Raw genomic sequence first — 10,837 nt, 5'->3', positions numbered from 1 at the left:
CGGCGGCCTGGACCCCACCGTGGTCAACGGCGGGATCATCAACGCCTACGGCACCAACGCCAAGGTCGGCGCCGGCGAGTGGATCGTGGTCGAGGCCGACGAGAGCGACGGCACCTTCCTGAAGCTCAGGTCCACCGTGGCCATCGTCACCAACATCGACCCGGAGCACCTCGACCACTACGGCGAGTTCGAGGCCGTGAAGAAGGCCTTCCGCGACTTCGTGGAGAACATTCCCTTCTACGGCTTCGCGGCCGTCTGCACCGACCACCCGGAGGTCCAGGCGATGTCGGCCCGGGTCGAGAACCGGCGGCTGGTGACCTACGGCGTCAATCCCCAGGCCGAGGTCCGCGCCGAGAACCTCAGCATGGGCCCCGACGGCTGCCGCTTCGACGTGGTGATCCATCCGCCCCGCTCCGAGCGCGGCGGGGGCGAGATCATCCGCTATGACGACCTTCACTTGCCCATGGCGGGGCACCACAACGCCATGAACGCCCTGGCCGCCGTCGCGGTCGCCCGGGAACTGGGGGTTAGCGCGGCGGACATCCGCAAGGGCCTGGCGGGCTTCGGCGGGGTGCGGCGGCGGTTCACCACCACCGGGGTGACCGGCGGCGTGCGGATCATCGACGACTACGGCCACCACCCCGTGGAGATTTCCTCGGTGCTGAAGGCCGCGCGGGCGGTGACCGAAGGGCGGGTGATCGCGGTGGTCCAGCCGCACCGCTACTCGCGCCTGGCCGACCTGTTCGACGAGTTCTGTAGCTGCTTCAACGACGCCGACGTGGTGATCGTGGCCGATGTCTATGCGGCGGGCGAGGCGCCCCTGCCGGGGATCGACCGCGACGCGCTGGTGGAAGGGCTGCGGCGCTACGGCCACCGCCGGGTGCTGCCCCTCGGCGGTCCGGCCGACCTGCCGCGGCTCGTGCACGAGGAGGCCCGGGCCGGCGACCTGGTGGTGCTGCTGGGCGCCGGCGACATCACCGCCTGGGCCTACGCCCTGCCGGACCAGCTCACCGCCCTGGCCCCAACTTGAAAGGGTGCGGGGAATGACCTGGAAGGACCATTTGCCGGAGGTTCGCGGCAGGCTCTTGCTGGACGAGCCGCTCGGCCCCTTCACCTGGTTCCGCGTCGGCGGCCCCGCAGACGTGCTGTTCCTGCCGCAGGACCCGGACGACCTGGCCGGCTTCCTCAGGGGCCTCGACGCCCAGGCGCCGGTGACCGTGCTCGGCGTCGGGTCCAACACCCTGGTGCGCGACGGCGGCGTCGAGGGCGTGGTGATCCGCCTGGGCAAGGCCTTCGCCGCCGTCGAGGCCCAAGTCGACAAAGGGGGAAGCGGCTCGCGCATCTTCGCCGGCGCGGCGGCCCTGGACGCGACGCTGGCGCGCGAGGCCGCCAGGGCCGGCATCGCGGGCCTGGAGTTCTATCGCGGCGTGCCGGGCTCGATCGGCGGCGCCCTGGTGATGAACGCCGGCTGCTACGGCGCGGAGACCAAGGACGTGCTGGTCGAGGCCTATGCGCTGGCCCGCGACGGCGCGCCGCTGACGCTGTCCAACGCCGAGCTGGGCTACAGCTACCGCAAGTCCGCCCGCGCCGCCGCCGAGCCGCTGGTCTTCCTGGGCGGGCTGTTCGAGGGCAGGCCCGACGACCCCGCCGCCATCGCCGCGCGCATGGACGAGATCACTGCGCGCCGCGAGACCACCCAGCCGATCCGCGAGAAGACCGGGGGCTCGACCTTCAAGAACCCGCCAGGCCATTCCTCCTGGAAGCTGGTCGACGCGGCGGGCTGGCGAGGCAAACCCTATGGCGGCGCCATGTTCTCGCCGCTGCACGCCAACTTCCTGATCAACACCGGCGAGGCGACCGCCGCCGACCTTGAGGGACTGGGCGAGACGGTGCGCGCGGACGTCAAGGCCAGGCTGGGCGTCGACCTCGAGTGGGAGATCAAACGGATCGGTCGGCCGCCGAAGGCCTGAGCGGTCCTGGGCGACCCCGCCGCCGACTTCGGAGGTGAGCGCCTCTTCCAGGAAGGCCACCGACTTGCCGAGCCAGACCACCCGGCCTGCTGCCAAGGAACCGCCAGCGACAGCCGGCTCCTCCCCCGTCGCGAAGACGACGGGGGAGGTGTCAGCAAAGCTGACGGAAGGGGCGCAAGGCCCAGGCTCTGGGCAGGCCGCCCTGCGCGCCCCCTCCGTCTCGTCGCGTTCCGCGCCGATCCACCTCCCCCGCTTCGCGGTGGAGGAGCGAACTGCCGCCTTGACCCCGCGTTCGCGCTAAGCCACCCCGCGTGACAACCTCATAAGCCACCTAGAGTCCCCCCATGACCGCACCCCTTTCCGGCCGTCCACTCTCAGGCAGGCACGTCGCCGTCCTGCTGGGCGGGCTCTCGGCGGAGCGCGAGGTCAGCCTGGTGTCCGGGCGCGAGTGCGCCGACGCCCTGGAGCGGCTGGGGGCCAGGGTCAGCCGGGTCGACGCCGGCCGCGATCTGGCCCAGGTGCTGACCGCGCTGAAGCCCGACGTCTGCTTCAACGCCCTGCACGGCGCCTGGGGCGAGGACGGCTGCGTGCAGGGGGTGCTGGAGACGCTGGGCCTGGCCTACAGCCACTCCGGCGTCCTGGCCTCAGCCCTGGCCATGGACAAGGCCAAGGCCAAGGCGGTGCTCGCCGCGGCGGGGGTGACGGTCCCGGGCGGCGGCCTCTTCAACCGCTTCGAGGCGGCCGCGGACCACGTCATGGCGCCGCCCTATGTGGTCAAGCCCAACGCCGAAGGATCCTCGGTCGGGGTGTTCCTGGTCTTCGCCGGCGCCAACCGTCCGCCGCAGGAGATCGTGGCCCCGTCCTGGACCTTCGGCGAGGAGGTGATGATCGAGCCCTACATCGCCGGGCGCGAGCTGGCCGTAGGCGTGATGGACGGCAAGGCCATGACCGTCACCGACATCATTCCGCGCACAGGATTTTATGACTACGAGGCCAAGTACGCGGAGGGCGGATCGACGCACGTCGTGCCGGCCGAGATTCCGCCCCATGCCTTTGAAAAGGCGCTGAGAATGAGTGAGATGGCGCACGCGGCCCTGGGTTGCCGGGGGGTTACCCGGTCGGACCTGCGTTATGACGATGTTAACGACGTTCTGGTCCTGCTGGAGGTCAACACCCAGCCCGGCATGACGCCCACTTCGCTCATCCCCGAGCAGGCGGCCCTGCAGGGCGTGGATTTCGACGCTCTGGTGCTTTGGATCACGGAGGACGCGTATGCCCGCGGCGGTGCGGGGGGGATCGCGAGCTAAGGCGAGACCCTCACCCAAGACGGCGCCGAAGGCGGCGCGGCCCGCGCCCTCGGCCCGCCGGGTTCCGGTCGCGGAGCATCGCGGACTTTCGCCCCGGCTGGCGCTGACAGGCGCCGTCGCGGTCCTGGCCCTGGCGCTGGGCGTCACCCTCGCCACCGGCCATCGCGGGCAGCGCCTGGCTTCGGCCATCGGCGCCGGCGTCGACGGCCGCTTCGGGGCGGCGGGCTTCCGGCTGAAGTCCATCGAGGTGCAGGGCGCCTCGCCCATGGCCACCGCCGACATCGTCAAGGCCGCAGGGGTCTACAAGAACGAGCCGCTGCTCGGCCTCAACCTCGCCACCCTGCGCAACAACATCGAGCAGGTCGGCTGGGTGAAGGAGGCGCGCATCGTGCGCCTGCTGCCCGACACCCTGGTGATCGCCGTGGTCGAGCACCGTCAGCTCGCCGTCTGGCAGCACGCCGGGCATCAATCCGTGATCGACGACCACGGCCAAGTGATCAAGGAGGCCGACGCCGCCCGCTTCGCGAGCCTGCCCCTGGTGGTCGGCGAGGGCGCGGCCGAGCACGCGCCGGAGATCCTGCCGGTGATCGCCCAGCGCCCGCGCCTGATCGGCCAGATGGACGCCCTGGTCCGCGTCGACGACCGCCGCTGGGACATCCGCATGAAGGACGGCTCGCTGATCCAGCTTCCGGCCGACGGCGTCGACGGCGCCCTGATGCAGCTCGAGCGTCTCGACCAGCGCTCGCGCATCCTCGAACTCGGCTTCGACCGCATCGACCTGCGCAACCCCGATGTCGTCTCCGTGCGCCCGCGCCCCGCGCCGGCGCTCCAGTCGCAATCCTTCAGCTCGCCCACCGGGGCGGGGTTCTGAACCCAGATGGAAAATCAGTAGATGTTGAACCTGGCGAGCCGAGCCGAGGCCCCCACCGAAGAGCGCAAGTTCGCCGAGACCCGCTCGGCAGGGCGAAAGGACGGCCGTGAGGGACTGAAGGCCGCGCTCGTGCGCCCGCCGGTGGTCGCCGCCGTCGACCTGGGCGCGGCCAAGGTCGCCTGTTTCATTATGAAGCCTGAGGGCGTGCGCAAGGGCGACCGGACGCTGACCACAGCCGGCGTCGGCTACGTCCAGTCGCGCGGCGTCCGCGGCGGCTCCATCGTCAACCTCGACGAGGCCTCCGAGGCCATCGCCCAGGCGGTCGAGCGGGCCGAGAACGTGGCCGGGGTCAATGTCCAGGGGGTGACCGTCGCCACCGCCGGCGGCCAGCTCACCTCCAACCGCGTGGCCGGCCGGGTCTCCATCGGCGCGCGGCCGATCAGCGACAACGACCTGGTGCGCGCCATCAGCCATGCGCTGGCCCAGATCAAGCTGCCGGGCCGCCGGGCCGCCCACATCCTGCCGATCGCCTGGAGCGTGGACGGGCAGGGCGGGGTGCGCGACCCGCGCGCCATGTTCGGCCGCACGCTGGGCGTCGAGCTGCTGGTCGTCTCGGTTTCCGAAGCCGTGTTCCAGACCCTGGGCGCCTGCGTCGAGCGCGCCCACCTGCAGTTCGACGGCGTGGTCGCCGCCCCCTTCGTCTCGGCCCTGGCCGCGCTGGAGGAGGACGAGATGGACCTCGGCAGCGTCTGCATCGACATGGGCGGCGGCTCGACCTCGGCGGCGGTGTTCAACTCCGGCAGCCTCGTCCACGTCGAGACCGTGCCGGTGGGCGGCCAGCACGTGACCCAGGACATCGCCCGCGGGCTCTCCACCTCCATCGCCGGCGCCGAGCGGATCAAGACCCTGCACGGTTCGGCCATCGCCTCGGCCAACGAGGACCGCGAGATGATCGAGGCGCCGCCCCGCGGCGATGACCCGGGCGCCGGCCCGGTCGTCGCCCCGCGCAGCCTCCTGAAGGGCATCATCGCGCCGCGCGTGGAAGAGACCCTGGAGCTGCTGCGCGACCGGCTGAAGGCCTCGGGCGCCCCCATCGAGCCCGGCGCGGGCCTGGTGCTGACAGGCGGCGCGAGCCAGCTCGCCGGCGTGCGCGAAGTGGCGGTGCGGGTGTTCGACCGGCCGGTTCGCCTGGGCCGCCCGCGCCGCGTGCCGCATCTGGCCGACGCCGCCTCCGGCCCGGCCTTCACCGCCGCCGCCGGCATCCTGCACCGCGCGGCTTTCGGCCCGCGCGAGGCGGTCAGCGCCAAGGCGCTGGCCTCGGCCAAGCTGCGCCGCGAGCCCCTGGATCCCCGCGCCAACCCGGTGGCCAAGGCGGCCTCCTGGCTGCGCGAGAACCTCTAAGCCCGGCCTCAGCCCAGGAAGATCCAGCCCGGCGTCAGAGTCGAAAGCTGGACGCCCACCAGGATCATCTGGTTCGCGCCGCCCATGTCGATAACCGTGTCGGCGTCCACCTGGCTGACGGTGTAGCTGGTGCCCGGATCGAGCATCACCCGGTCGCCCTCGGCCTGGTTGAAGTCCAGCACCTTGTCGATCCCGGCGTCCTGGGAGCCGTGGAAGATGTCGGCGCCCGGGCCGCCGCTTTCGGTGTCGTTACCCCGGTCGCCGGAGACGAAGTCGTCGCCCGCCCCGCCGGAGATCGAGTCATCGCCCTGGCCGCCGCGGATCTGGTCGTTCCCAGGGCCGCCGTCGAGGGTGTCGTTGCCGAGGTTGCCCCAGACGATGTCGTTGCCCGCATCGCCCGTCTGGCTGTCGTTGTCCTTGCCGCCGACAACCCAGTCGTCGCCGTCCCCGCCATGCAGGACGTCGTCGCCCTGGTTGCCGTTGATGTCGTCGAAGCCCTGGCCGCCGACGATGGTGTCGTTGCCTTCCTCGCCGCGCAGGTAGTTCGAGGCGGTTTCCGCCGCATCGGGTCCCGAGGCGGCGGACCCATAGATCAGGTCGTCGCCAAGGCCGCCGTAGATCGTATCGGCCCCGCCCGCGCCGCTCAGGGTGTCGTTCCCGTCATAGCCGCGCATCACGTCGGGGCCGGAGGAGCCGTGTCCGACATCGTCGCCGGTGAGCAGCGCCTTGAAGGCCGAAGTCATGTCGTCCGTGTTGATCCAGCCCTGCAGCGAGGCGGCGGAGACATTGGGGACGCCGGTGATATTGATGCTCGCCCGTCCGGCGGGATCGTAGTGGATCAAGGCCAGGCCCTGCACGGTTCCCACTAGAAGCCGCGCGAAGGCGTCATAGCCCAGGCCCGTACCGAAGACGGTGGCGTCGCTGATCAGGTCGAAGGGCGACCCCGGCGGGATCGGGATGTTGAGCGCATCGGTGATCGACGTCTGAGTGACCGGCGAAAGGATGTTGAGGCCGCCGATGTGCAGCCCGTCCATGTCCAGGCCGTGAGCCGGCCCCGTCAGCGTCGTAAGGGTGAATTCGGCCAAGTCGTTCCCCCCGCGCCAAGCTCAAGCTACAGCGGGCGTCGGGGCTCGGCAAATCGACGGCTCAGGCCGTACGCGCGCCGCAGCCGCCTTCCCCGGGGCGGCGTCCATCGCGCCCCCGGGGCGAGCTCAGCCACCTATCCCCGGGTTCCACAGGCGAGTCAGATCGCCGCAGGGGCAGCCTGATTCGGCTTACGCCTTGTGACGCAAGGAGATTTTTCGCCACGGCGCCGCTCGACGGGCTCGCGACTCACGGTATGCGGTTAACACTCGATTAAGAGTGTCGGCGCGTACTTAACGCTTAGTTACGAGGCGTGCGGCGGGCGGGTTCGCCGCTGCGCTCCGGGCCGCAAATTCAGAAGGACGCAGGGGTCCCATGACTATCGCTCTTACAGCGCCGCGCGCGACAGAACTGAAGCCGCGCATCGTTGTCTTCGGCGTCGGCGGCGCCGGCGGCAACGCGGTCAACAACATGATCGAGGCGGGCCTAGAAGGCGTCGAGTTCGTCGTCGCCAACACCGACGCCCAGCAACTGCAGTTCGCCAAGACCGAGCGCCGCGTGCAGCTCGGCGTGCTGGCGACCCAGGGGCTCGGCGCGGGGGCCCATCCCGAGATCGGCATGGAAGCGGCCGAGGAGAGCATCCCGGAGATCGGCGAGCACCTCGACGGCGCCCACATGGTGTTCATCACCGCCGGCATGGGCGGCGGCACCGGCACCGGGGCGGCCCCGATCATCGCCAAGTGCGCCCGCGAGCGCGGCATCCTGACGGTGGGCGTGGTCACCAAGCCCTTCCACTTCGAGGGCCGCCACCGCATGCGCCTGGCCGACGCGGGCATCGCCGAGCTGCAGCGCTACGTCGACACCCTGATCGTCATCCCCAACCAGAACCTGTTCCGCGTCGCCAACGAGCGGACCACCTTCGCCGAAGCCTTCGGCATGGCCGACCAGGTGCTGCACTCGGGCGTGCGCTCGATCACCGACCTGATGGTGCTGCCGGGCCTGATCAACCTCGACTTCGCCGACGTCCGCACGGTGATGACCGAGATGGGCAAGGCGATGATGGGCACCGGCGAGGCGACCGGCGACGACCGCGCCCTGATGGCCGCCCAGAACGCCATCCAGAACCCGCTGCTCGACGAGGTCTCGCTGAAGGGCGCCAAGGCCGTGCTGGTCAACGTCACCGGCGGCCTCGACATGACCCTGCTGGAAGTCGACGAGGCGGCCAACGCCATCTCCGAACAGGTCGACCCGGAAGCCAACATCATCTTCGGCGCGGCCTTCGATCCGTCCCTGGACGGCATGATCCGCGTCAGCGTGGTCGCCACCGGCATGGACGGCGCCTCGATCGCCGCCATCGAGCCCAAGCTCGAGCGCCGGCCGATGACCGCGCCGGCCCTTCGCCTGTCCGAGACCGGCGCCGTCCCGGCGGAAGCCCCGGCGTACGCGCCGGCCGCCGAACCCGCCCTGGCCTCGGCGGCGTTGGAGGAAGAGCAGCCCGACCTCTATGCCGCTCCGGCGCCGGTCGCCCACCCGCCGGCGCCCGAGCCGGCGGTCATCCAGCCGGTCGCTCGCATCGTCGACCCGGCGGTCTCGGAGCCGCAGGACGAGCCGCTGTTCGCCGAGCCGGCCTATGAGGAGCGCCGCCCGCGCGGCGGGTTCCTGAGCATCTTCGGCAGCCGTCCGCGCTACGACGCGCCGCAGCCCGCCGCGGCGCCCGCGCCGCGCCCGCAGCCGAGCCGTGGCGGCGCGCTTCCGGCCGAGGCTGCGGCGCCCGAGGAAGCGGCCCATCAGGGCGAGGATCTGGAGATCCCCTCGTTCCTCCGGCGGCTCGCCAACTAGCTGAAACGACTGAGATTCCAACCTGCGCCGCGGCGGCCTGAAAAGGCTTCCGCGGCGCGCTTCGTTTTCGGACTCCGTTAACCGAAACATTGCGAAACAGGGATTGTTTTGCTGCGGCGCACCTAGGGCATTAACCGCACCTTTGGACGCTCCTCGGTCAGCGGGGTTCTTGCGCCCCAGTTCCAGGGAAGGTCCCAGCGTGGCGGCAGACGGTTTCCAGAGCGGCGCCTTCCAACACACCGTCAAGACCCCGGCGCTGTTCGCCGGCGTCGGCGTCCACACCGGCGAATATACCCAGGTGGCGGTCCGCCCGGCCGACTGCGACGCCGGTATCGTCTTCGTCCGCATCGACATCACCGACCGCGACAATCGCGTGCCGGTCTCGCCGCACGCGGTCTGCAAGACCCAGCTCGGCACGGTGATCGAGAACGCCGCGGGCGTCACGGTCGCCACCATCGAGCACCTGATGGCCGCCCTGGTCATGTCCGGCATCGACAACGCCGTCGTCGAGCTCGACGGGCCGGAGATGCCGATCATGGACGGCTCGTCCTGGCCGTTCCTGAAGATCCTCGACCGCGCCGGGCGCCGCCCGCAGGCCGCGGCCCGCAGGTTCATCGAGATCATCGACACCGTCGAGGTGACGGACGGCGACAAGCGCGCCGCCCTGAAGCCCGCCATGCGCTTCGAGGTGGCCTTCGCCATCGAATTCCCCACCGCCGTGATCGGCCGGCAGGAAGTCGACCTGCCGATGGACGAGGCCGCCTTCCGCCGTGAACTGGCCGACTGCCGCACCTTCGGTTTCCTGCATGAGGTCGAGGCCCTGCGCGCCATGGGCCTGGCCCGCGGCGGCACCATGGACAATTGCGTGGTGATCGAGGGCGACCGGGTGCTGAACCCCGAGGGCCTGCGCCGTCCCGACGAGTTCGTCCGCCACAAGGCGCTGGACGCCATCGGCGACCTCTATGTCCTGGGCGCGCCGATCCTTGGCCGCTTCGAGGGCGAACTGGCCGGACATGGGATCAACAACCAGCTTGTCCGCGCGCTCGCCGCCCACCCCGAAGCCTTCCGCATACGCACCTTCGCCGACGAAATCGCCGTCGCGGTCTGATTTCCCTCTCCGTCATCGGGAGGGCGGCCGAGGCGAAGCCGAGGTCGGGGGGAAGTCGCGCTCAAGCGCCGACTCGGCATTCCGGCTCACGCATCCCCACCGGTCTCCCCCGGCTCAAGTCCGGGATCGCCACCCTCCCCATGAAGGGGAGGGAAGGTGCGGCCCCAGCGCCGTTTGCGCGCCACAGTCCCTGGTGTAGAAGCTGTGTTCCGCGTGGGGGCGCGCGTCGGTCTTTTGAGGTGAAGGTGCCTGCTTTTCGCAATCTGGGCGTTCGCAATTCGTGGATGCGGCCCGCGCTCATCGTCATCCTCTGCAGCCTCACCGTGGCCGCCTGCGGCTCGCGGCCGAAACCGAAGCCGAAGCTCGCCTACGAGGAGCGCCCGGTGGAGCTGCTCTACGACACGGGCGCGGACCGGATGGACCACCATATGTGGGCCCAGGCCGTCGAGTACTTCCAGGAAGTCGAACGCCAGCACCCCTACTCGGAATGGTCGCGCCGCGCGATCCTGATGCAGGCATTCGCCCACTATCAGGCCAACGACTATGAGGAGGCGATCGGCGACGCCGACCGCTTCATCTCGCTCTATCCCGGCAACCAGGCGGCGGCCTACGCCCACTATCTGAAGGCCGTCTGCTACTTCGAGCAGATCGTCGACGTGGGCCGCGACCAGGCCTCGACCGGCCAGGCGCTGGAAAACCTGCGCGAGGTCACCTCGCGCTATCCGCACACCGAATACGCCCTCGACGCGCGGCTGAAGATCGACATGGTCAACGACCAGTTGGCCGGCAAGGAAATGACCATCGGCCGCTGGTACCTGCGCCAGAACGACACCCTGGCGGCCATCGGCCGGTTCAGGACGGTCGTGGAGCGCTACCAGACGACCAGCCACGCCCCCGAGGCGCTCTACCGGCTGGTGGAGGCCAATCTGACGCTGGGCCTGCTGGACGAGGCCAAGAAGGACGGCGCTGTCCTGAGCTACAACTATCCGGGCGATCCCTGGTACCGCGACGCCTATGAGCTGCTCACCTCCAAGGGCTTGCGTCCGCAGGTGATCCCCGCGGTCGTCCAGAAGCGCAGCGTCTTCCATCCGGCCTTCACCAAGGACAAGACCCGCACGGTCACGCCGCCCACTGGGCCGGACACCACCGCCTCGGCTCTGGCCAACAAGACCAAGGTCGACACCGCGCCGCCGGCCCCGGCCGACACGGCCACGGCGGACCAGCCGGCCAAGAAGAAGCGCAGCTTCTTCCACATCCC

8 protein-coding genes and 1 pseudogene are annotated in these 10,837 nt (G+C 70.4%); 8 read left to right on the top strand and 1 reads right to left on the bottom strand.

The annotated features are described in order from the left end of the window. The 5 genes from VNW53_RS14700 to ftsA all read left to right on the top strand — a co-directional run. Positions 1-1,030 (top strand): UDP-N-acetylmuramate--L-alanine ligase (locus VNW53_RS14700; protein ID WP_325556477.1); only part of this gene is annotated, 1,030 nt, incomplete at its 5' end. Between the two features lie 13 nt (positions 1,031-1,043). Continuing rightward, entirely contained in the window at positions 1,044-1,970 is a 927-nt protein-coding gene (gene murB / locus VNW53_RS14695) for a UDP-N-acetylmuramate dehydrogenase (RefSeq protein WP_325556475.1), read from the top strand. 344 nt (positions 1,971-2,314) lie between these two features. Then, positions 2,315-3,277 (top strand): D-alanine--D-alanine ligase, encoded by a 963-nt coding sequence (locus VNW53_RS14690; RefSeq protein ID WP_325556474.1) that lies wholly within the window; start codon positions 2,315-2,317, stop codon positions 3,275-3,277. Further along, positions 3,243-4,148, top strand: a complete 906-nt coding sequence (locus VNW53_RS14685; protein WP_325556472.1) for a cell division protein FtsQ/DivIB — start codon at positions 3,243-3,245, stop codon at positions 4,146-4,148. The genes VNW53_RS14690 and VNW53_RS14685 overlap by 35 nt, the downstream gene beginning before the upstream one ends. Positions 4,149-4,169: 21 nt before the next feature. Then, positions 4,170-5,549 carry a cell division protein FtsA gene (gene ftsA / locus VNW53_RS14680; protein WP_325556470.1) on the top strand — a complete coding sequence of 460 codons (1,380 nt, stop codon included), beginning with the start codon at positions 4,170-4,172 and terminating at the stop codon, positions 5,547-5,549. Positions 5,550-5,557: 8 nt separating this feature from the next. On the opposite strand, the gene VNW53_RS14675 is transcribed toward ftsA, so the two are convergent. Further along, a complete protein-coding gene (locus VNW53_RS14675) occupies positions 5,558-6,634 on the bottom strand; it encodes a calcium-binding protein (protein ID WP_325556469.1) in 1,077 nt (358 codons plus the stop codon). Positions 6,635-7,007: 373 nt separating this feature from the next. On the opposite strand from VNW53_RS14675, the gene ftsZ reads away from it, so the two are divergent. The 3 genes and pseudogenes from ftsZ to VNW53_RS14660 all read left to right on the top strand — a co-directional run. Then, positions 7,008-8,471, top strand: coding sequence for a cell division protein FtsZ (gene ftsZ / locus VNW53_RS14670; RefSeq protein ID WP_325556468.1), 1,464 nt, complete (start codon positions 7,008-7,010; stop codon positions 8,469-8,471). Between the two features lie 199 nt (positions 8,472-8,670). Further along, positions 8,671-9,579, top strand: coding sequence for a UDP-3-O-acyl-N-acetylglucosamine deacetylase (lpxC, locus tag VNW53_RS14665; protein WP_325556466.1), 909 nt, complete (start codon positions 8,671-8,673; stop codon positions 9,577-9,579). Positions 9,580-9,863: 284 nt separating this feature from the next. Further along, positions 9,864-10,709: pseudogene (locus tag VNW53_RS14660) on the top strand (outer membrane protein assembly factor BamD); the annotation flags it as partial. Positions 10,710-10,837: the final 128 nt, after the last annotated feature.

Source organism: Phenylobacterium sp., assembly GCF_035569475.1.
GTDB lineage: Bacteria > Pseudomonadota > Alphaproteobacteria > Caulobacterales > Caulobacteraceae > Phenylobacterium.
This window is presented reverse-complemented; position numbering and strand designations above follow the sequence as displayed.

What these genes read in the sequence shown, in the direction of transcription:
- murB (WP_325556475.1), top strand. Translation starts at nt 1,044, where the DNA reads ATGACCTGGAAGGACCATTTGCCGGAGGTTCGCGGCAGGCTCTTGCTG.
- VNW53_RS14690 (WP_325556474.1), top strand. Translation starts at nt 2,315, where the DNA reads ATGACCGCACCCCTTTCCGGCCGTCCACTCTCAGGCAGGCACGTCGCC.
- VNW53_RS14685 (WP_325556472.1), top strand. Translation starts at nt 3,243, where the DNA reads ATGCCCGCGGCGGTGCGGGGGGGATCGCGAGCTAAGGCGAGACCCTCA.
- ftsA (WP_325556470.1), top strand. Translation starts at nt 4,170, where the DNA reads ATGTTGAACCTGGCGAGCCGAGCCGAGGCCCCCACCGAAGAGCGCAAG.
- ftsZ (WP_325556468.1), top strand. Translation starts at nt 7,008, where the DNA reads ATGACTATCGCTCTTACAGCGCCGCGCGCGACAGAACTGAAGCCGCGC.